Genomic DNA, 21356 nt, shown 5'->3' on the forward strand with positions numbered 1-21356 from the left:
GCCACGTTCAGGGATTGTTCCGCCCATGAGCCAGTCCGATCCCACCCTGCGCCCGGAACGTCTGCCGGAAGATACCGACCGCGCCCTGCGCCCGCAGGTGCTGGCGGATTTCGTGGGTCAGGCCGAGGCGCGCGCCAATCTGCGCATCTTCATCGAAAGCGCCAAGATGCGCGGCGAGGCGATGGACCACACGCTGTTCCACGGCCCGCCCGGCCTTGGCAAGACGACGCTGGCACAGATCATGGCGCGGGAACTGGGGGTGGGGTTCCGCATGACCTCTGGCCCGGTGCTGGCGAAGCCGGGCGATCTTGCGGCGATCCTGACCAATCTGGAACCGCGCGACGTGCTGTTCATCGACGAGATCCACCGGCTTTCCCCCGTGGTGGAAGAGGTGCTGTATCCGGCGATGGAGGATTTCGCGCTGGATCTGGTGATTGGCGAAGGCCCTGCCGCACGGACGGTGCGGATTGAATTGCAACCCTTCACACTGGTCGGCGCCACCACGCGCCTTGGCCTGCTGACCACGCCGTTGCGCGACCGGTTCGGCATCCCCACCCGGCTGCAATTCTATACCGAAGACGAGCTGGACCTGATCGTGAACCGTGGCGCCCGGCTGCTGGGGGTGGAACCCACGGCAGAGGGCACGCGCGAGATTGCCCGCCGCGCCCGCGGCACCCCGCGGATCGCCGGGCGGCTGCTGCGCCGCGTGGTGGATTTCGTGACGGTGGAAGGCGACGGGCGGCTGACTCAGGCAATCTCTGACCGGGCGCTGACGCGGATGGGGGTCGATCTGCTGGGCCTCGACAGTGCAGACCGCCGCTACATGTTGCTGCTGGCAGAAAATTACGGCGGTGGGCCGGTGGGGGTGGAGACGATTGCCGCCGCGCTGTCGGAAAGCCGCGATGCAATCGAAGAGGTGATCGAGCCCTATCTGTTGCAACAGGGCCTGATCCAGCGCACCCCGCGCGGGCGGATGCTGGCGGCCAAAGCCTGGCGCCATATCGGGCTGGAGCCGCCCAAGGCCCCCGCACAGGCCGGGTTGTTCGACCTTTAAGGCAAGCGCCTGTCAGACAGGGGCGCCTTTCTTGGGGGCATCGAGCCCCCGCGAAAGGCATTGCCATGGGCAGCGGCGCGGGCTGTGCAGCGGCCCAATGGCAGCCTTGCGGCTCGGTCGCATGGGTATTTGGGCAAAGAAGAAGGGTCAGAGAAAGCTCTGCGGATCGATATCCACCGCGATGCGCAGATTGGCCGGGGGTTTGAGTTGCGCCAGCCATGCGGCGATGGCGGGCTGGATCGCGGCGGCCTTGTCGGCCTTGATCAGCAGGCGCACGCGGTGGCGGCCGCGCACCCGGGCGATGGGGGCCGGGGCGGGGCCGTAGAGCTGGGCGCCGATGCGCTGCAACGGGCCGTCGCGGCGGGCGAGTTCGGCGCCGAATTCGAAGACCTGCGCGACATCCGGGCCGGACAGGATGACCCCGGCCATGCGCCCGAAGGGCGGCACGCCTGCGGCGCGGCGCTCGGCCGCCTCGGCCCGCCAGAACGCCTCTTCATCGCCGCCCAGAATGGCGCGGATCACCGGATGTTCCGGCTGGAAGGTTTGCAGCAGGGCAAGGCCGCGCCGTTCGCCGGTGCGCCCGGCCCGGCCCGCCACCTGACGCATCAGTTGGAAGGTGCGTTCCGCCGCCCGCAGGTCAGAGCCTTGCAGCCCGAGATCGGCGTCGATCACTCCCACCAGCGTCAGCAGCGGGAAGTTGTGCCCCTTGGCCACGATCTGCGTGCCGATGATGATTTCGGCGCCACCTGCCGCGATCAGCTCGATCTGTTGCTTCAAGGCCCGGGCAGAGCCGAACAGATCAGAGGACAGCACGGCCAGCTTCGCCTCGGGGAAGCGCGCGGCGACCTCTTCAGCCAGCCGTTCGACACCGGGGCCGACCGGGGCCATCTTGCCTTCCACCCCGCAGCTTGGGCAGGCCGTGGGCACGGGTTTGGTGGCGCCGCATTGGTGGCAGACCAGCCGCTTGAGAAAGCGGTGTTCCACCATCCGCGCATCGCAATGATCGCAGCCGACCTGCGCCCCGCAGGCCCGGCACAGCGTCACAGGCGCAAAGCCCCGGCGGTTGAGGAACAGCAGCGACTGTTCCCCCAGCTTGCGGCGCGCCTCGACCGCACGGGCCAGCGGATCGGAGATCCAGCAATTGGCCGCCAGCTTCTGCGCCCGCATGTCGATCGCCCGCATCTCGGGCAGTTCGGCGGTGCCGTAGCGGGCGCCCAGTTCCAGCCGCGTATACTTGCCCTGATCGGCATTGACCCAGCTTTCCAGCGAGGGCGTGGCCGAGGCCAGCACCACCTGACAGCCGCAGATCGCCGCGCGCAGGACCGCCATGTCGCGGGCGTTATAGAGAACCCCTTCTTCCTGCTTGTAAGAGGTATCGTGTTCCTCATCGACCACGATCAGCCCAAGGTTCTGGAACGGCAGGAACAGCGCCGACCGCGCGCCGACCACCATCTGCGCCTGCCCCTGCCCTACCATCTTCCACAGCCGCCGCCGTTCGGTCTGCGTCACGCCCGAATGCCATTCTGCAGGGCGGGCGCCGAACCGCGCCTCGACCCGGGTCAGAAACTCGGCCGTCAGCGCGATTTCCGGCAGCAGCACCAACGCCTGCCGCCCCATGCGCAGACATTCGGCCACCGCCTCCAGATAGACCTCGGTCTTGCCCGATCCGGTGACGCCTTTCAGCAACGTGGTGCCATAGCCGCCCTGCGCCACGGCGGCCACCAGCGCATCGCCCGCCGCCACCTGATCGCCCATCAGCCGCGCCCCGCCCGCCGGGTTCAGCGGCGGATAGGGCAGATCGCGCGGCGCGTCTTTTTCGGCCACCACACCGATCTTCACCAGCCCCTTGACCACCGAAGCGGTGCAGGCCGCCGCCTCGCACAATTCGCCCAGCGTTACCGCAGCACCGCCGAAATCGCGCAGCGCCTCGATCACCCGCAGCCGGGCATCGGTCAGCTTGTTGGGCGCAGGCCCGACCATGCGATAGATGCGCCGCGTGCTGGCCGCCTCGCCCAAGCCCGGCGTGCGGGTGGCCAGCCGCAGCATCGCGGCCAGCGGCGTCAGCGTGTAATCGGCGGCGCGGGTCAGGAAGGCGCGCAATTCGGCGCGCATCGGCCGGGCGTCCAGCACCCGCCCCACCGGACGCAGCTTCGCCATGTCGAAACTGCCCTCGCCCGGCCCCCAGACAACCCCCAGCACCCGGCGCGGGCCCAGCGGCACCTCGACGAAATCGCCCATGCCGCAGCCGCCTTCGGGCGCGCGGTAATCAAGCACCCGGCCCAAAGGCTCGGTCGTCAACACCCCGACCCGCTCGCCCTCGCCGAAAACCCGTTCCACCGCCCGCCTCTCTTTCCCCTGACGCCCCTTTGGGCTAATACGACCCCGAGAGCGCCTGCAACCCTGCATCGAACCCAGAGGACTGCCCAGATGAAATTCTTCGTCGATTCCGCCGACGTGGCCGCCATTGCCGAACTCAACGACCTCGGCATGGTGGATGGCGTCACCACCAACCCCTCGATCATCCTGAAATCGGGTCGCAACATCCTCGAAGTCACCAAGGAAATCTGCTCGATCGTCTCGGGCCCGGTTTCCGCCGAGGTCGTGTCGCTGAAAGCCGACGAGATGATCGCCGAAGGCCGCAAACTGGCCGAAATCGCCCCCAACATCACTGTGAAAGTGCCGCTGACCTGGGACGGGCTGAAAGCCTGCAAGGTGCTGTCGGGCGAAGGGAAAATGGTCAACGTGACCCTGTGTTTCAGCGTCAATCAGGCGCTGATCGCGGCCAAGGCCGGGGCCACCTTCATCAGCCCGTTCATCGGGCGGCTGGATGACATCAACCTGGATGGCATGGACCTGATTTCCGACATCCGTCAGGTCTATGACAATTACGGCTTTGAAACCCAGATCCTTGCCGCCTCGATCCGCACGCTGAACCATGTCACGCAATGCGCGCTGGTCGGCGCCGACGTGATGACGGCGCCGCCTTCGGTGATCAAGGGGCTGGCCAGCCATGTGCTGACCGACAAGGGCCTTGACCAGTTCGTGAAGGACTGGGCGAAAACCGGCCAGTCGATCCTCTGATCGGACCCGTGCTGAAACGGCCCGGCCCCGTGCCGGGCCGTTTTCACATTTACGATAAAAAGATGAAGAAAACCGCGCAAATCGCTGCTAATCTTGCGCAACAAGAACAACGGGCAGCCTGACATGATCGAACCCGACCTGCGCGACCGCATCATGGCGGCGCCGGAAGTCATCCTTGAAGACCAGGATCTGATGCGCGCGCTCATCGGGGCCAATGAACGCGCGATGGGCAGCAACATCGTCGATCTGCGCGGCATTGCCATGGAACGGCTGGAACACCGGCTGGAGCGGTTGGAGGATACCCACCGCACCGTGATCGCCGCCGCCTATGAAAATCTGGCCGGCACCAATCAGGTGCATCGCGCGATCCTGCAAATGCTCGATCCGCTGTCGTTCGAGGATTTTCTGAAAAGCCTGTCCTCCGATGTGGCGGCGACGCTGCGGGTGGATTGCATCCGGCTGGTGCTGGAATCGGTGCAAGAGGCCGAAGACCCGGCGCTGCGTCGTCTGGGCGATGTGCTGTGCGTGGCCGAACCGGGCTTTACCGCCGATTATGTCAGCGGCGGGCGCAATGTTTCGTTGCGGGCAGTGACACTGCGTCAGACCGTGCCCACTTCGGAACTGATCTATGGCGAACGGGTTGGCTGGATCCGGTCCGAGGCGCTGATGCGGCTGGATTTCGGCAAGGGGCGGCTGCCGGGGCTGCTGGTGATGGGGTCGGAAGATCCGCATCACTTCAAACCCACCCATGGCACCGATCTGCTGGCCTTCTTCGCCGGGGTGTTCGAGCGGACGATGCGCCGCTGGCTGTCATGACCCTTGCCATCTCGCCTGCGGCCCGTGCCGCCATGGCGGAATGGCTGACCCATCTGCGCGCATTGGACGGGCGGGCCGATCTGACGGTCAAGGCCTACGGCGCCGATGTCGCGGGCTATCTGAGCTTTCTCGCCCATCATCGTGGCGGCACCGAGGGGCTGGCGGCGCTGGCGCAAGTGCCGCTGTCAGACCTGCGCGCCTGGATGGCGCATGAACGCGGGCGCGGTGTGGCACCCCGCTCGCTGGCACGGTCGCTTTCGGCGGTGAAGGGCTTTACCGGCTGGCTGGCGGAACGCGAAGGGGTGGATGCCACTGCCGTTCTGTCCGCCCGCGCCCCGCGCTTTCAGAAGAAACTGCCCCGCCCGCTGAGCATCGACGCGGCAGCCGATGTGCTGGACAGCGTGGGCGACGACGCGCGCAGCCCATGGGTGGCGGCGCGCGATACCGCCGTGGTCACGCTGCTGTACGGCTGCGGCCTGCGGATTTCCGAGGCGTTGGGGCTGACCGGCGCCGACCATCCGCTGGCGCAGGTGCTGCGCATCCGCGGCAAGGGCGGCAAGGAACGGCTGGTGCCGGTGCTGCCCGCCGCCCGCGCCGCCGTGGCCGAATATGCGCGGCTCTGCCCGCATGACCTGACCGCCACCGCACCGCTGTTTCGCGGCACACGCGGCGGGCCGCTGAACCCGCGCCTGATCGCAGCGGCGATGGAGCGGACACGCAACCGGCTTGGCCTGCCCGCCACCGCCACGCCCCACGCGCTGCGCCACAGCTTTGCCACCCATCTTCTGGGCGCGGGCGGTGACCTGCGGGCGATTCAGGAATTGCTGGGCCATGCCTCGCTGTCCACCACCCAGACCTATACGGCGGTGGATGCCGCCCGTCTGATGGAGGTCTATGCCCGCACCCATCCGCGCGCCTGACCCCCAATCCCGCCGGTTGCGCCGCCCCGGAATTTGCGGCATTCCTGTCGCATGACCCTGCGCTTCAAAGCCCTTCTCGTTCACCTCTTCACCGGCACCGGTGCGGTTCTTGCCATGCTCGCCATGCTGGAGGCGGTGGAACTGCGCTGGGATGCCATGTTCGTCTGGCTGGTGGTAGCGCTGTTCGTCGATGGCATCGACGGGCCGCTGGCCCGGCGCTACGATGTGAAAACCAACTGGCCCACCTATGACGGCGTGCTGCTGGATCTGATCATCGACTATCTGACCTATGTGTTCATCCCCGCCTTCGCGCTGTTCAAATCCGACCTGCTGCCGGGCTGGACAGGGTGGCTGGCGATCATCGTCATCACCTATGGGTCGGCGATCTATTTCGTCGATACGCGGATGAAAACAAAGGATAACTCCTTCGCGGGCTTTCCGGCCTGCTGGAACATGTTCATTCTGGTGATGTTCGCCCTGCATCCAAGCGAAGGCGTGATTCTGGCCTTCGTGATCGCGCTGACCGTGGCGATGTTCACCAATCTGAAATTCATCCACCCCACCCGCACCAAACGCTGGCGCAAGATCAGCCTGCCAATCGCGCTCGCCTGGACCTTCTTTGCCGGCTGGGCCGCCTGGGTGGATTTCCACCCGGCCAGTTGGGCGCATTGGGGGCTGGTGGTCACCTCGCTTTACCTGACCTTCGCGGGAATCGCGCAGCAGATCATCCCCGAACGCCCGCAGCGCCTCGCCTGAACCGGGCAAGACTGAGAGATCGTCAGAGCCGGGTGACGATGACCCCGGCCACGATCATCAGCGATGCGATGGCCTTGTCGCGTGTCATCCGCTCGCCAAAAGCCAGCCAGCCGATCAGCACGGCAAACAGGATCGAGGTTTCGCGCAAGGCGGCCACCAGCGCGATGGGGGCAATGGTCATCGCCCAGATCGAGATCGCATAGGCACCATACGAGGCGGCAGAGGCCGCGCTGCCCAGCACCCAGGCGCGGGGCGCGCGCGGCAGGGCATCCGTGCCGCGCAGGGCCAAAGTGCCCAAAGTGAAAATCAGGCCGTCGAACACGAAAACCCAGGCGACATAGGCCACCGCATCGCCGGACACCCGGGCCCCCAGCCCGTCGATCAGCGTATAGGTGGCCGTCGCAGCGGCAGAACCGAAGGCGAAGGGCAACAACTTGCGGCTTTCACCATCGGTAAACACGCCCCGTGCCATCAGTGCGATCCCCAGCGCCAGCAACAGGATGCCGCCATATTGCGGCGCGGTCATTTCGTCATGCAGGAAGGCCGCCCCGAACAGCGCCACCGCCATCGGCGCGGCGCCCCGGGCAATCGGATAGACGCGCGACAGATCGCCCCGATCATAGGCGAAGGTCAGGAACGTCTTGTAAAAGAAATGCGTGCAGCCCGCCGCCACGGCCCAGGGCCAGGCCTCCGGCGCGGGCAGCGGACGGCTGAGCGCAATGGCAAGCCCGATGGGGATTTCGGCCACCGACAGGATCAGCATTGCGCCCAGCCGCGAGGTGCCCAGCTTGATCAGCGCATTCCACAGCGCATGAAGGAAGGCCGCGCCCAGCACCGCCAGAAGAACCAGAAAACTCACGCGCGCCCTCCGATCAGATCGGCTCTGGGTAAGGCGGCTGTGGCGGCGCTGCAAGGTGGATTGCGGGCTGCCCCCTCACCCTGCCCTCTCCCCCAAGGGGAGAGGGTGCGTTGCGCTTGGTTGCGAGGCGCGCCCATCCCGACCGTGCGACCGGCTCCCTCTCCCCTTGGGGGAGAGGGTTGGGGTGAGGGGCATCCGCACGTCCCCTCAGATCAGCAGCCCCGCCGCCCCTTCATGGCGCAACAGCGCCACCTTGGTTTCCACGCCCCCCGGCGCCGAAAACCCGCCCAGAGTGGCGCGACCCAGCACCCGGTGGCAGGGGATCAGGATCGGCAGCGGGTTGGCACCGCAGGCCTGCCCCACCGCCTGCGCCGGGGCGCCGATGGCGCGGGCAATCTCGCCATAGGTCCGGGTTTCGCCGAAAGGGATCGCGGCCATGGCCCGGCGCACCTGCGCATGTATCCCCTGCCCCCAGTCGAAGGGCAGATCGAACGCGATCAGACGGCGGTCGAAATAGGCGGCCAACTGGTGCAGCGCCTCATCCAGCAGAGCCGAGCCTTCGCCGGGATCATCCCGCCAGTCAAGGCGGACAAGAACCCCGTCCGCCTCGTGGATCGTCATCGCGCCGAACGGGCCTTGCAGCACCGCCCGGCGCGTCGTCATGCCAATGCCTCGTCGCAGCGGGCGCAGGTATGGGGGTGCTTGTGCGCGCCGACATCCGGCAGGATCTGCCAGCAGCGCTGACATTTCTCGCCCTCTGCCAGTTCAAAGACCACCGCAACGCCCGGCACTTCGGGCAGGCGGAACGCCTCGTTCGGGGCCGGATCGGCGGTCACCTGAATCGCAGAGGTGATGCAGATATTGGCAAAATCCACCGATTTCAGCGCTTTGAGCACCCCGGCATCCTCCACATGCACCACCGGCGCCGCCTCCAGCGAGGCACCGATCACCTTCGCAGTGCGCTGCACCTCCAGTGCCGCCGTGACCACGCGGCGCACCTGCCGCAGTTGCGCCCATTTCGCCGCCAGCGGCTCGTCCAGCCAATCCTTCGGCGTATCGGGCATATCCTGCAGGTGGATCGACGACTCCGTCCCCGGGAAGCGGCAGAGCCAGACCTCCTCCATCGTGAAGACGAGGATCGGCGCCAGCCAGGCGGTCAGCCGGTGGAACAGGATGTCCAGCACCGTGCGCGCGGCGCGGCGGCGCAGCGCCGTCGGCGCATCGCAATACAGGCTGTCCTTGCGGATGTCGAAATAGACCGAAGACAGATCGACGGTGCAGAAGGTGAACAGCTTCTGGAACACGCCCTGGAAATCATAGGCCGCATAACCTTTGCGCACCTCGGTATCCAGTTCGGCCAGCCGGTGCAGCACCCAGCGTTCCAGTTCGGGCATGTCGGCGGTGGCCACCCGTTCCGCCTCGGTGAATCCGTCAAGGTTTCCAAGGATATAGCGCATGGAGTTGCGCAGGCGGCGATAGCTGTCGGCCACCCCTTTCAGGATTTCCTTGCCGATGCGCAGATCGACCGTGTAGTCGGCCTGCGCCACCCAAAGCCGCAGGATGTCGGCGCCGTATTCCTTGATCACCTGTTCCGGCGCCACGGTATTGCCCAGCGATTTGGACATTTTCATGCCCTTCTCGTCCAGCGTGAAACCGTGGGTCAGCACGCCGCGATAGGGCGCGCGGCCCTTGGTGCCGCAGGCTTGCAGCATGGAGGAATGGAACCAGCCGCGATGCTGGTCGGTGCCTTCCAGATAGAGGTCGGCCAACCCATCCGCGCTGCCATCCGGCCGGTCGCGCAGCACAAAAGCATGGGTCGATCCACTATCGAACCACACATCCAGCACGTCGAAGACCTGTTCATAATCCGACGGATCGACGATGCCAGACAGCACCTTTTCCTTGAAACCTTGCACATACCAGACATCGGCGCCTTCAGCCTCGAAAGCCGCCGCGATACGGGCGTTGACCTCGGCGTTGCGCAGCAGGAAGTCGGGATCGGTGGGTTTGGCGCCCTTTTTGGTGAAGCAGGTCAGCGGCACGCCCCAGGCGCGCTGGCGCGACAGCACCCAATCGGGGCGTGCCTCGATCATCGAATGCAGGCGGTTGCGGCCAGTGACCGGGGTCCATTGCACCAGTTGGTTGATCGAGTTCAGCGCCCGTTTGCGGATCGTGTCGCCATAGGTGCCCATGCCGTCATCCAGCGGCTTGTCGATGGCGACAAACCATTGCGGCGTGTTGCGATAGATCAGCGGCGCCTTCGACCGCCAGCTATGTGGGTAGCTGTGTTTCAGCTTGCCCTTGGCAAACAGCGCCCCGGCGCCATGCAGCGCCTTGATATTGCTGACATTGGCCGGGCCTTCCTTGCCATCGGGATTGATGATCGCCTGTCCGCCAAACAGCGGCAGATCCTTGCGATAGGAGCCGTCAGCCTCGACATTATAGGTCATCGGCAGGCCGAATTTCAGGCCCATCTGATAGTCGTCATCGCCATGGCTGGGCGCGGTATGCACAAAGCCGGTGCCCGCGTCATCGGTGACGTGATCGCCGGGGAGGAGGGGGACGTCATAGTCCCATTCGCCTTTGCCGCCTTCGATACCGCGGTAGGGATGGGCCAGTTGCACATCATCGAAATCATCCGGCCGACAGTTGATCTCGCGCGTGAAGGCGGTGACTTTTGCGGCAGTCATCACCGCCTCGGCAAGCTTGTCTGCGAGAATCAGGCGTTCGCCGACCTGCGCGGTGGCGTTCTCGGCCACCGCATCGACGCGATAGACGCCATAGGCGATTGTGGGGTTGAAGGCCACAGCGCGGTTCTGCGGGATCGTCCAGGGCGTGGTGGTCCAGATCACCACCGAGGTGCCGGGCAGATAAAGCTGGCGCTGTTCGCCAAAGAAGGCGTCCTCGTCATCCTCGTAATCCCGACGTGCCGCACCAACCGCAACAACCTTGAACCGCACCCAGATCGTGTGGCTGGTATGGTCGTGATACTCAACCTCTGCCTCGGCCAGCGCGGTCTTTTCCACCGGCGACCACATGACCGGCTTCGACCCCTGATAGAGCGAGCCGTTCATCAGGAACTTCATGAACTCCTCGGCGATCACCGCCTCGGCGTGGTAATCCATGGTCAGATAGGGGTCAGCCCAGTTGCCGGTGATGCCCAGACGCTTGAATTCCTCGCGCTGGATGTCGATCCAGCCCTCGGCGAATTTGCGGCATTCCTGACGGAAGGCCACCACATCCACGTCGTCCTTGTTCAACCCCTTGGCGCGGTATTGCTCCTCGATCTTCCATTCGATCGGCAGGCCGTGGCAATCCCAGCCGGGCACATAGCGCGCGTCATGGCCCAGCATCTGCTGGCTGCGCACGATGAAATCCTTGAGGATCTTGTTCAGCGCGTGGCCGATATGCAGGTGGCCATTGGCATAGGGCGGGCCGTCATGCAGGGTGAAGGGCGTGCGGCCCGGCTTTTCGCGCAGCCGGTCATAGATGCCGATTTCGGCCCAGCGGGCCAGCCATGCCGGTTCGCGGGCGGGCAGGCCTGCGCGCATCGGGAATTCGGTTTCGGGCAGAAACACGGTGTCTTTGTAGTCGGAGCCAGTGGTTTCAGGCGTATCGGCGCACATCTCGGGCGGTCCTTGGAATGGCGAAGGGGGCGGCCGCTTGGGGGCCGCAGAATGGCTCGTAACCCGGCGGCTGGATCAGCGCGCCGGGCCGGTAATTCGATGGATGATCGCAGGATGGCTCATCATATGCGCCTTATAGGCAAGGGCGCGAGGCGGGTCCAGCCTTTCGGCGCGGGTCAGCGCCCGGTCAAGACGTTGCCGATGGCGGCAAGGCGGGAGGCGCGCCCTGTGCGGGTTTCGCGTTTGTCGGCAAGGGCATAGAGCGCATACATGCCGTGCACACCCAGCCAGCGCAGCGGCTCCGGCTCCCAGCGGCGGACCTTTCGGTTGACCCAAGGCAGGGCGGTGAGGTCGGTTTCGCGGCCCAAGGCCAGATCGGCGAGGGTGCGCCCGGCGAGGTTGGAGGTGCTGACCCCCACCCCCACATAGCCGCCTGCGAAGCCCAGCCCCGTTTCGCGCGCGAACCCGACCGAGGCGCACCAGTCGCGCGGCACGCCGAGCACGCCGCACCAGGCATGGTCGATGGGGTGGCGGGCGGCGTCTGGGAAATGGCGGTGCAGAATGGCGGTCAGGCGGCGGATGGTTTCGTCGCCCGGCGCGCCGCCGGTATCGGTGCGCGAGCCGAAACGGTAGGGCACCCCCCGCCCGCCGACCGCGATCCGGCCTTCACGGGTGCGCTGGCAATAGCAATAGGCGTTGGCGAAATCTCCAATGATTTCATGGCCCTGCCAGCCGATCTTTGCCCATGTTTCCGGCGGCAGAGGCGCGGTGACGATCTGGGCAGAGTTCAGCGGCAGCCAGTCGCGGTGATGGCCGGGCAGATCGGCGGTGAAGCCTTCGGTGCAGCGCAGGATCACCGGGGCGGTGACGCTGCCGTGGGGCGTTTCGACTGAGCCGGGGGCATAGGCGGTGACCGGGGTATCTTCGGCGATGCGGACGCCCAAAGCCGCGACGACACGGGCCAGACCCTGCACCAGCTTGGCGGGCTGCACCCGCGCAACGCCGCCGATCACCATCGCCCCCAACGCGCCGGGGATGGCGACGCGATCAGAAATTTCCTTTTTATTCAGTGCGCTTACCCGGGTTTCGCCCCAGCGTTGGCGGTGCGTCACCTCGGCCTTCAGGCGGGAAAGCTGGGCGGGGTTGGTGGCGACCATCAGCTCGTCGGTGCGCAGGATGTCGGCCTCGATCCCCTCCGCCTCGGTCACGCGGATCACCTCGTCCACCGTGCCTTCCATCGCCTGCACCAGCGCGCGCAGGGCGGCGGGGGAGGATTGGCGCAGATAGGTGTCGTGGTTCCAGGCAAAGCCGCCAGTGAGCCAGCCGCCATTGCGGCCCGAGGCGCCAAAACCTGCGAATTCCCGCTCCAATACCAGCACATTCAGGGCTGGATTTGCCTTTTTCAGATAATAGGCCGTCCAGAGCCCGGTATAGCCTGCGCCGATGATGCAGACATCTGCGGTGGTGTCACCTGCCAATGCCGGGCGGCGCGGGGGCAGGCCAATGTCGGCATACCAGAAGGAAATCTCGCCTTTGCGCATCGGTTTTGCCCTGTGTTGCCGCTGTGGTTTGGTGGCAGGCTAGCGCAAGGTCTGGATTTGATCAAACACACTTCGCAACGGCGGAAATGGGGGGGTGACATTGCGGCACCCCCTGTACACCCCCCGTGCCGCCTGTGTCGGGCGAAATTGGGGGGTTGCCCCCTCCCCAACCCTCCCCCTGACAGGGGGAGGGAGCCGTTGCGCGGCGTGGTGGGGGGTCTCTGTCCCCCTCACCCTGCCCTCTCCCCCGGGGGGAGAGGGGGGCGTGGTGCGGGTGGATTGGCTGCGGCCTCTGTCCTGTCACACTGCCCTCTCCCCCTGGGGGGAGAGGGGGCGTTGTGTGGGGTGGAGGGCGTCAGCCGTTGAACAGGAAGTGCAGCACGTCGCCGTCCTTCACCTCATACGTCTTACCTTCGACGCGGAACTTGCCGGCCTCTTTCGCGCCGGCTTCGCCCCTGCCGGCGATGTAATCGTCATAGGCGATGGTTTCGGCGCGGATGAAGCCTTTTTCAAAGTCGCCATGGATGACGCCTGCGGCCTGCGGTGCCAGCGTGCCCTTGGTGATCGTCCAGGCGCGGGCCTCTTTCGGGCCGATGGTGAAATAGGTCTGCAGGCCAAGAAGCTGGTAACCGGCGCGGATCAGACGATCCAGCCCGGCCTCGTGCAGGCCCATTTCCTCAAGGAACATCGCGGCCTCGTCATCGGGAAGCTGGCTGATTTCCTCTTCGATCCGGGCTGAGATCACGACGGAGGCTGCGCCCTGTTTGGCGGCCATTTCGGCGACGCGGGCGGATTGGCTGTTGCCCTCGGCCGCCTTCGATTCCTCGACATTGCAGACATAGAGGACGGGTTTGGAGGTGAGCAGTTGCAAAAGCTGCCACTGGCGCAGGTCATCGGCGGCGATCTGGATCGTGCGGGCGGGCTTGCCCTCGTTCAGCGCGGCTTGCGCCAGGGCCAGCAGGCGGTCCTGATCGGCGGCGTCCTTGTCGGCGCCCTTCAGCTTGCGGGCGAGGTTGGCGCGGCGGCGTTCGATGGATTCGAGATCGGCCAGCATCAGCTCCGTCTCGATGGTTTCGGCATCGGCGACCGGGTCGATGCGGCCTTCGACATGGGTGATGTCGCCGTCTTCAAAGCAGCGCAACACATGGGCGATGGCGTCGCATTCGCGGATATTGGCGAGGAACTGGTTGCCCAGACCTTCGCCCTTCGAGGCGCCGCGCACGAGGCCCGCAATATCGACGAAGGTCATCCGCGTCGGGATGATCTGCCTGGATCCGGCGATTTCGGCAAGCTTTTCGAGCCGCGGATCGGGCACGGCGACCTCGCCCACATTCGGCTCGATCGTGCAGAAGGGGAAGTTGGCGGCCTGAGCGGCGGCGGTGCGCGTCAGCGCGTTGAAGAGGGTCGATTTGCCCACATTCGGCAGGCCGACAATGCCCATCTTGAAGCCCATGGCGTTCCCCTTTGCAAAAGCCCGCCTGGCTTCTAGGGGTGCGCGGGCGGAATCGCAAGCGCGGGCTTGGCAGGCAGGCCCGTGGCCCATTGATTTCCGCCGCGCAATTCTGCACACCGGGCCGGACTGCATGAGAGGACGCCCGATGACCCGCATTGACGCCAAATTCGCCGCCCTGAAGGCCGAAGGGAAGAAAGCCTTCGTCGCCTATATCATGGGGGGCGACCCGGATGTGGAAACCTCGCTGGCGGTGATGAAGGGGATGCCGGGCGCGGGCGTGGATGTGATCGAGCTGGGGATGCCCTTCACCGATCCGATGGCGGACGGGCCGACGATCCAGCTCGCGGGGCAGCGAGCGCTGGATGGCGGCATGACCATGGACAAGGTTCTGGGCATGGTGACCGAGTTCCGCAAGGGCGACTCGACAACGCCGATCGTGCTGATGGGCTATTACAACCCGATCTATTCGCGCGGGGTGGAGCGGTTTTTGACCGAGGCCACGGCGGCGGGGATTGACGGGCTGATCGTGGTGGATCTGCCGCCCGAGGAGGACAGCGAGCTGTGCCTGCCGGCGCAGGCGGCGGGGCTGAACTTCATCCGGCTGGCGACACCGACGACCGACAACAAGCGCCTGCCCAAGGTGCTGCAGAACACCTCGGGTTTCGTCTATTACGTCTCGATCACCGGGATCACCGGGGCAGCGGCGGCACAGGCGGCGGATGTGGCGCCCGAGGTGGCGCGGATCAAGGCACAGACAGATCTGCCGGTGATCGTGGGCTTCGGGATTTCGACGCCGGACAATGCGCAGGCGATTGCCGGGATTGCCGATGGCTGCGTCGTCGGTTCGGCCATCGTGAAGGACATCGGCGCGGGCAAGCCGGTGGCCGAGGTGCTGGCCAATGTGGCGGCGCTGGCGGCGGGCGCGCATCGCGCCTGAGCCCTGCCCTTTCTGCAGCGGTGATCTGACGGAGCGCGGCCTTGCGGCCGCGCTTTTCTTTTGCCTCGCCGCCCGTGCGTGCCGCACGGATCGGCTCAGGTTGCCTCCGGCGGGAGTATTTTTGCCAGGATGAAGGGGGGCGAATCGGTGCTGCTTTCACCCTGGCCCAAATACTCATCTGCGGCTGGTCCGGGCGTGCAGGCCGGGATTGCGCGGAATGGCTATTATTGGTAAAGGAATCTAACCAATATCGAAGAGGCGCCGCATGACCGTCATCACCTGCATCGAAGATCTGAAGCGGCTGCACGCCCGGCGGGTGCCGCGCATGTTTTATGACTATGCGGAGAGCGGCAGCTATACCGAGCAGACCTTCCGCGAGAATGTCAGCGATTTCAGCAAGATCCGGCTGCGGCAGAAGGTGGCGGTCGATATGTCCGACCGGCGGGTGACCGGGCGGATGCTGGGGCGCGCGGTGACGATGCCGGTGGCGCTGGCGCCGGTGGGTCTGACCGGGATGCAATCGGCGGATGGCGAGATCAAGGCGGCGCGGGCGGCGGAGAAGTTCGGGGTGCCGTTCACGCTGTCCACCATGTCGATCTGTTCGATCGAGGATGTGGCGGCGCAGACCTCCAGCCCGTTCTGGTTTCAGTTGTATGTGATGCGCGACGAGGCGTTCGTGGACAACATCATCGAGCGGGCGCGCAAGGCGGGCTGTTCGGCGCTGGTGTTGACGCTGGATTTGCAGATCCTCGGGCAGCGGCACAAGGATCTGAAGAACGGGTTGAGCGCGCCGCCGCGGCTGACGATCCCGAACATCCTGAACATGGCGACCAAGCCGCGCTGGTGTCTGGGGATGCTGGGCACCAAGCGGCACACGTTCGGCAATATCGTGGGCCATGCGAAGGGCGTGGGCAATCTGGCCTCGCTGTCGAGCTGGACCAACGAGCAGTTCGACCCCAAGCTGGATTGGGACAAGATCGCGCGCATCCGTGACCGCTGGGGCGGCAAGCTGATCCTGAAGGGCGTGCTGGATGCCGAGGATGCGACGCGGGCGGCGGAGTTTGGCGCGGATGCGATTGTGGTCAGCAACCATGGCGGGCGGCAGTTGGACGGGGCGTTGAGTTCCATTCGGATTCTGCCCTCCATCGTGCGGGCGGTGAAGGGCAAGACCGAGATCTGGATCGACAGCGGCATCCGGTCGGGGCAGGACATTCTGAAGGCGCTGGCTTTGGGCGCCGATGCGGCGATGATCGGGCGCAGCTACATCTACGGGCTGGGCGCGATGGGCGAGGCTGGAGTGACCAAGGCGCTGGAGGTGCTGCACAAGGAGCTGGACGTGACCATGGCGCTGTGCGGCGAGCGCGACATAGCGGCGCTGGGGGCGCATAACCTGCTGGTGCCGCAGGATTTCGAGGGGACCTGGGCCTGAGGTCAGGCGCGGCGGGTCAGGAGCGGGGCAAGCACCCAGACCGACAGCAGCAGGACGGCGGTGAAGACGAAGGCGGCGCGGAGCCCGAAGGCCCCGGCCAGGAACCCCAGCGTGGGCGGGCCGACGAAATAGCCGCAATAGCCGTAAAGCGTGGCACGGGCGACGGCGCGGGCGCGCAGGTCGGGGTGGGCGCCCTGCCCCACCAGCGAAAAGGCGGTGGGGGCGATGACCGATGACCCAAGCCCCATGGTGATGAAACCCGCATAGGCCATGCCGGGGCTGGTGGCGAAGGCGGCGGTCAGCACACCGCAGGCCGACAGCGTGGCGCCCAGCGTCAGCAGCCGGGCCGGGTGGATATGGCGCAGCAGCCTTTGCCCGGCCAGCCGGGCAAAGCCCATGGTCAGCGCCAGCGTGGCGGGCCCCATGGCGCCCTGCGCGGGCGAGCCGCCCAGCGTTTTTTCGATATGCAGCGCCGACCAGCTTTCGGCGGCGTTTTCCGTCAGGAAGGCGATCAGCACCACGGCGCCGCCGATCAGCGGCAGCAGGCCGGTGCCGGGGCTGTCGCCCTTGGGGCGGGCGAGGCCGTGGATCGTGCCGTCCCGCTCGATGCTCGGCAGGGCGAGGCTGGCGGCGGCAAGGGCGAGGCAGAGCAGGATCACAGCGGGCGGCCATGTGGCGTTGCGCATCGCCCCCGTGGCCAGCGCGCCACCGGCATAGCCGAAGGAATAGGCGGCGTGGCAGAGGTTCATCAGCGGCTGGCTGCGCGCCGCCTCGATCGCCGAGACGCGGGCGTTCATCAGCACATCGGTCAGCCCGGTGGCGGCCCCGGCGGCAAGCATGGCCAGCGCGAAGCCGAAGGGGGTGTGCGCCTGCCCCGGCAGGGCAAAGCCTGCCGCCATGGCGAGGCAGGCCAGCGGCAGGGCAAGGCGGCCCAGCGCCGCGCCGAGGGTGGGGGCGGCCAGCATGGCGCAGATGGCGGCAACCGGGGTCATCAGCAAGAGCAGGCCCAGCCCGGCCTCGGACACGCCAAGCTGCGCCTTCAGATCGGGCAGCACCGCCGCATAGCCACCCCAGAGCACGCCCATGGCGGCAAAGGCCGCGAGGGGCGCGCGGGCGGCGGCAAGGATGGGCGTGGGGGGCATGGCGGCTCCGGGTCCGGGTGTGCCAGTGCTAGAGGGGGGCGGGCAGGACGGCAAGTCTGGCGCCGACACGCGGGCTTCAGCCGCGACACGGCAGTTTTCCCTTTCCCTGCAGGCGAATCCCCGCTATAGGCCCCCGGTCGCGCCATGCACCCTTGGAGGATGGCGGATATACATATGGAGAATGACTATGGCACGCGAGATCCCGGATCTTCAGGCTGTGGTGCGGACGGGGACAGGCAAGGGGGCCGCTCGTCAAGCTCGTCGTGAGGGCTACGTACCCGGCATCGTTTATGGCGACGGCAAAGAGCCGCAGCCGATCAACCTTGGCTACAACATGCTGCTGAAGCGCCTGAAAGCGGGCCGCTTCATGTCCACGCTGATCAACCTGAAGGTTGAAGGCCAGCCGGACGTGCATGTGGTGTGCCGCGGCGTCCAGCGCGACGTCGTGAAAGACCTGCCGACGCATATCGACTTCATGCGCCTGCACGATGACAGCCGCATCAACCTGTTCATCCACGTCACGTTCATCAACCACGACGCGGCCCCCGGGCTGAAGCGTGGCGGCACGCTGACCGTGGTGCGCCCGGAAGTGGAGCTGGAAGTTCTGGCCTCGGACATCCCGAACGAGATCGTGGTGGACCTGACCGGCAAGACCTTCGGCGATGTGATCCACATCAACGACGTGACCCTGCCGAACGGCGCCAAGCCGACGATCGACCGGAACTTCGTGATCGCCAATATCACGGCGCCCTCGGGTCTGGTGGCGGAAGAATAATTCCACCCGTCAGGGCCGGAATTGCAAACGCGGCGAGGGCAACCTCGCCGCGTTTTGCGTTTGGAGCCTGCGGACCTTATGCCGGGGTGGGCACGAAGGCCGGGGCGGGGACTTCGTCTGTCCAGACGGTGAAGCCCTTGAGCACATGTGGGCCGAAGGAATTGACCAGCGGCACATCTGCCGCATCGCGGCCCCGCGCCACGACGATACGCCCGATGCGGCGCTTGTTGTTGCGGGCGTCGAAGGTCCACCAGCGGCCGCCGAGGTAAACCTCCATCCAGGCGGCGAAATCGCCGGGGCCGGTATAGGGGTGGCCGATGTCGCCGAGATAGCCGTTCACATAGCGCGCCGGGATGTTCATCGCCCGGGTCAGCGCGATGGAAAGATGCGCGAAATCGCGGCACACGCCCTTGCGCTCGTTGTAGGCATCAAAGGCCGATCGGGTGGAGCTGGCCTCCATGTAGTTGAACTTGATGTGGCCATGCACGAAATCGCAGATCGCCTGCACCCGCGCCCAGCCGGGCGGCGTGGCGGCGAACAGATCCCAGGCAGTCTGGCTGAGCCGGTCTGTTTCGCAATAGCGGCTGCCCATCAGATAGGTGAGCGTGTCATCCGGCAGATCGGCGATGGGCATTTCTGCGGCGTCGGGCGCATAGGCATCGGGCAGGCCGCTGTCATGCAGCGTGCAATCGGACCGCAGGGTGAAATCGCCCGCGGGCGCCACGAAGCGGCGGCAGAGATTGCCGAACAGATCGAAATAGCTGTGGATCGGCACCTGTGGCGAGGTGGTCACCACCTCGGGCAGGGCGAGATCGGGGAGGCGGTCACGGTGTGGGGCAAGCAGGCAAACCATCGCTGTGGGCTGCGGGCAGGTAACAGTCATCTCGTGGCCGAAGCGGATCAGCATTCAGGTGTCCTTAGCGTTTCAGGTTCCATGGCTCTACCCAAGTGAACCGGGGCCGAGCGGATTGGTTCCGGGGCGGTGAAAAGAAAGATGACAGGCCTGCCGGCACAATGCCATGCACGAACGCCCGTTCTCTGGGCAGAGGGTCTGGCGACGGGCCGCACGGGGTAGATTTGCCTGCGGATAAGGCAGAGTCCTGTTATTTGGGCGTGTCTGGCGCCAGCCGGTCAAGGCGTGGCGGCGGCCATATGGGCCAGCCAGCGCGGGTCTTGCTGCGGGTCGCGCCCGGCCTGTGCCGCCAGCCGGGCGGCGTAATCGGCGCAGCAGAGGTGATGCAGGCGGGCCACCCCCGGCAGGGCCATGGCCTGCGCGTGCAGGGCGTCGAAATCGGCCTCGTAGCGCAGGGCCGACAGGTCGCGCAGTTCGTTGCGGTTGGTGGATTTGTAATAGCTGTCGTTATAGCGGTCCGCCCCCTGCACCGCCGAGGGCGTGCCGCGTTTGAGGCCCCAGCTTTCCTCGGACCGCAGCATGTAATGGTTCATCTGCGCCACGGCATGGGTGGTCAGCTCGGGCGGCAGCAGGCGCAGGTATTTGCCCTCGGGCGTCCAGTCGGGGATGGGGGTGCCTTCGGTGTTGACGTAAAGCGGCGGCGTGGCGGTCTTTTCGGGCGCAAAGCCCTTGGGGCCGTGTTCGCCCAGCGCGCGGAAGGCCAGCGGATCGCGGTGCAAGACCTTGATCCAGCGCGAGATCCAGTTGCGGGTGGGACCGGCGCGCAGGAATTGGCGGTGGGTCAACCCGTCCTCCCATGTCTGGAGGCCGGAGGTGCCGAAGACGCGCCAGTTGATCGCCATGGCGAGGAAATCCGGGGTGGCGCCCAGCAGATCGGGCAGGCGCCCTGCCCCGCGATGGATGGTCAGGAATTCGTCCACATCGCAGACCAGCACCCAATCGGCGCGGCGGACAGTGCGGTGACTGCGGGCCAGTTTCAGCTTGGTGGCGACAACCTTTTCGCCCGGTTTCACATCGCAGCGCAGATGGTGCAGCCAGCCCGCCTGTTCCAGCGCATCCAGCAGATCGGGCGAGCGGTCGGTGCAATCATTGGTCACCACCAGAATGTCGGTGAAGCCCAGCATCCGATACCAGGTGACCCATTCGACGAGGAACGGGCCTTCGTTGCGCATCGAACAGACGACAGTGGTGCGCACGCGATCCTCCTTGATCTGGCGCGAGGGTGCGGGGCGGCGCGGGCGGCGTCAAGTCATTGGCGTCGGGCCGTTGACGCCGGGCGGGGTTGCACTTTGGGCCGGGCTTGCGCAAATGAAGGTTGGGCAAGGGACTGGGCAACGGAGAGGCGGCGATGAAGCTTTGGGTCGGTCTGGGCAATCCGGGCGCGAAATATGCGGGAAACCGGCACAATATCGGCTTCATGGCGCTGGACCGGATCGCGGCGGATCACGGGTTCGGGCCGTTCCGGCGCGGCTTTCAGGGGCTGGTGGCCGAGGGGCGGCTGGGGCCGGAAAAGGTGGTGCTGCTGAAGCCCGAAACCTTCATGAACCTGTCGGGGCAGGCGGTGGCCGAGGCGCTGCGCTTTCACAAGCTGACGCCTGCCGATGTGCTGGTGTTCCATGACGAGCTGGATCTGGCGCCGGGCAAGTGCCGGTTGAAACAGGGCGGCGGGCACGCGGGGCATAACGGGTTGCGGTCGATCCACCAGCATATCGGCGAGGCTTACGGGCGGGTGCGGCTGGGCATCGGCCATCCGGGGCACAAGGATGCGGTGGCAGGCTATGTGCTGCATGATTTCGCCAAGGCGGATCAGACCTGGCTGGACGATCTGCTGCGCGGGATTTCCGACGGGGCGGTGATGCTGGCGGCGGATGATTCGGCGAAGTTCCTGAATGCGGTGGCCTTGCGGGTGGCGCCGCCGCGTTCTTCGACCGGGACAGGACGGGTGCAGGAAGGTGCAGGGAAAACGGCGGCGGCGGTGAAGCCCGACGCAACGGAACCCGCCCCGGACGGGCGCACGGCGCTGCAGAAGCTGGCGGATCGGTTCCGCTAGGCTA

18 protein-coding genes are annotated in these 21356 nt (G+C 66.2%); 9 read left to right on the top strand and 9 right to left on the bottom strand.

Annotated features, from left to right (window positions below):
* Positions 1-25: 25 nt before the first annotated feature.
* Positions 26-1054, top strand: a complete 1029-nt coding sequence (gene ruvB / locus BMX43_RS07750; protein ID WP_091299672.1) for a Holliday junction branch migration DNA helicase RuvB — start codon at positions 26-28, stop codon at positions 1052-1054.
* Positions 1055-1201: 147 nt separating this feature from the next.
* On the opposite strand, the gene BMX43_RS07755 is transcribed toward ruvB, so the two are convergent.
* Positions 1202-3460, bottom strand: a complete 2259-nt coding sequence (locus tag BMX43_RS07755) for a primosomal protein N' (RefSeq protein ID WP_091299675.1) — start codon at positions 3458-3460, stop codon at positions 1202-1204.
* A gap of 21 nt (positions 3461-3481) precedes the next feature.
* On the opposite strand from BMX43_RS07755, the gene fsa reads away from it, so the two are divergent.
* The 4 genes from fsa to BMX43_RS07775 all read left to right on the top strand — a co-directional run bounded on the left by fsa (position 3482) and on the right by BMX43_RS07775 (position 6627).
* Positions 3482-4135: a fructose-6-phosphate aldolase gene (gene fsa, locus BMX43_RS07760; RefSeq protein ID WP_091299679.1), complete on the top strand. Its 654-nt coding sequence runs from the start codon at positions 3482-3484 to the stop codon at positions 4133-4135.
* Positions 4136-4258: 123 nt separating this feature from the next.
* The gene (locus BMX43_RS07765) at positions 4259-4951 is read left to right on the top strand and encodes a DUF484 family protein (protein WP_091299683.1); all 693 of its coding nucleotides are present in this window, start codon (positions 4259-4261) and stop codon (positions 4949-4951) included.
* Complete coding sequence (locus BMX43_RS07770; RefSeq protein WP_091299686.1) at positions 4948-5871, top strand: tyrosine recombinase XerC; 924 nt, start codon at positions 4948-4950, stop codon at positions 5869-5871. The genes BMX43_RS07765 and BMX43_RS07770 overlap by 4 nt, the downstream gene beginning before the upstream one ends.
* A gap of 51 nt (positions 5872-5922) precedes the next feature.
* Entirely contained in the window at positions 5923-6627 is a 705-nt protein-coding gene (locus BMX43_RS07775) for a CDP-alcohol phosphatidyltransferase family protein (protein WP_175482051.1), read from the top strand.
* A 22-nt stretch (positions 6628-6649) separates the two neighbouring features.
* Here BMX43_RS07775 and BMX43_RS07780 read toward each other — a convergent pair whose 3' ends face one another.
* From BMX43_RS07780 to ychF, 5 genes are all read right to left on the bottom strand, one after another.
* A complete protein-coding gene (locus BMX43_RS07780; RefSeq protein ID WP_091299693.1) occupies positions 6650-7486 on the bottom strand; it encodes a DMT family transporter in 837 nt (278 codons plus the stop codon).
* Positions 7487-7693: 207 nt separating this feature from the next.
* Positions 7694-8149, bottom strand: a complete 456-nt coding sequence (locus BMX43_RS07785; RefSeq protein WP_091299697.1) for a methylated-DNA--[protein]-cysteine S-methyltransferase — start codon at positions 8147-8149, stop codon at positions 7694-7696.
* Entirely contained in the window at positions 8146-11112 is a 2967-nt protein-coding gene (ileS, locus tag BMX43_RS07790; protein WP_091299700.1) for an isoleucine--tRNA ligase, read from the bottom strand. Before ileS ends, BMX43_RS07785 begins: the two co-directional genes overlap by 4 nt.
* 176 nt (positions 11113-11288) lie before the next feature.
* Positions 11289-12653, bottom strand: a complete 1365-nt coding sequence (locus BMX43_RS07795; RefSeq protein ID WP_091299703.1) for an NAD(P)/FAD-dependent oxidoreductase — start codon at positions 12651-12653, stop codon at positions 11289-11291.
* Between the two features lie 355 nt (positions 12654-13008).
* Positions 13009-14106 carry a redox-regulated ATPase YchF gene (gene ychF, locus BMX43_RS07800; RefSeq protein ID WP_091299706.1) on the bottom strand — a complete coding sequence of 366 codons (1098 nt, stop codon included), beginning with the start codon at positions 14104-14106 and terminating at the stop codon, positions 13009-13011.
* Positions 14107-14251: 145 nt separating this feature from the next.
* Here ychF and trpA point away from each other — a divergent pair, with 145 nt between their 5' ends.
* The gene (gene trpA, locus BMX43_RS07805) at positions 14252-15043 is read left to right on the top strand and encodes a tryptophan synthase subunit alpha (protein ID WP_091299711.1); all 792 of its coding nucleotides are present in this window, start codon (positions 14252-14254) and stop codon (positions 15041-15043) included.
* Positions 15044-15308: 265 nt separating this feature from the next.
* Positions 15309-16472 carry an alpha-hydroxy acid oxidase gene (locus BMX43_RS07810; RefSeq protein WP_091299714.1) on the top strand — a complete coding sequence of 388 codons (1164 nt, stop codon included), beginning with the start codon at positions 15309-15311 and terminating at the stop codon, positions 16470-16472.
* Positions 16473-16474: 2 nt separating this feature from the next.
* Here the strand turns inward: BMX43_RS07810 and BMX43_RS07815 are convergent, their stop codons facing one another.
* Positions 16475-17614, bottom strand: coding sequence for an MFS transporter (locus BMX43_RS07815; protein ID WP_091299718.1), 1140 nt, complete (start codon positions 17612-17614; stop codon positions 16475-16477).
* Positions 17615-17801: 187 nt separating this feature from the next.
* Here BMX43_RS07815 and BMX43_RS07820 point away from each other — a divergent pair, with 187 nt between their 5' ends.
* A complete protein-coding gene (locus BMX43_RS07820) occupies positions 17802-18389 on the top strand; it encodes a 50S ribosomal protein L25/general stress protein Ctc (protein WP_091299721.1) in 588 nt (195 codons plus the stop codon).
* Between the two features lie 76 nt (positions 18390-18465).
* Here BMX43_RS07820 and BMX43_RS07825 read toward each other — a convergent pair whose 3' ends face one another.
* Both BMX43_RS07825 and BMX43_RS07830 read right to left on the bottom strand, forming a co-directional pair.
* Positions 18466-19296, bottom strand: a complete 831-nt coding sequence (locus BMX43_RS07825; protein WP_091299725.1) for a transglutaminase-like domain-containing protein — start codon at positions 19294-19296, stop codon at positions 18466-18468.
* Between the two features lie 224 nt (positions 19297-19520).
* Entirely contained in the window at positions 19521-20498 is a 978-nt protein-coding gene (locus BMX43_RS07830) for a glycosyltransferase family 2 protein (protein ID WP_139201548.1), read from the bottom strand.
* 152 nt (positions 20499-20650) lie between these two features.
* On the opposite strand from BMX43_RS07830, the gene pth reads away from it, so the two are divergent.
* Positions 20651-21352, top strand: coding sequence for an aminoacyl-tRNA hydrolase (gene pth, locus BMX43_RS07835; protein ID WP_091300192.1), 702 nt, complete (start codon positions 20651-20653; stop codon positions 21350-21352).
* Positions 21353-21356: the final 4 nt, after the last annotated feature.

The organism is Gemmobacter aquatilis (assembly GCF_900110025.1).
Taxonomy (GTDB): Bacteria; Pseudomonadota; Alphaproteobacteria; order Rhodobacterales; family Rhodobacteraceae; genus Gemmobacter; species Gemmobacter aquatilis.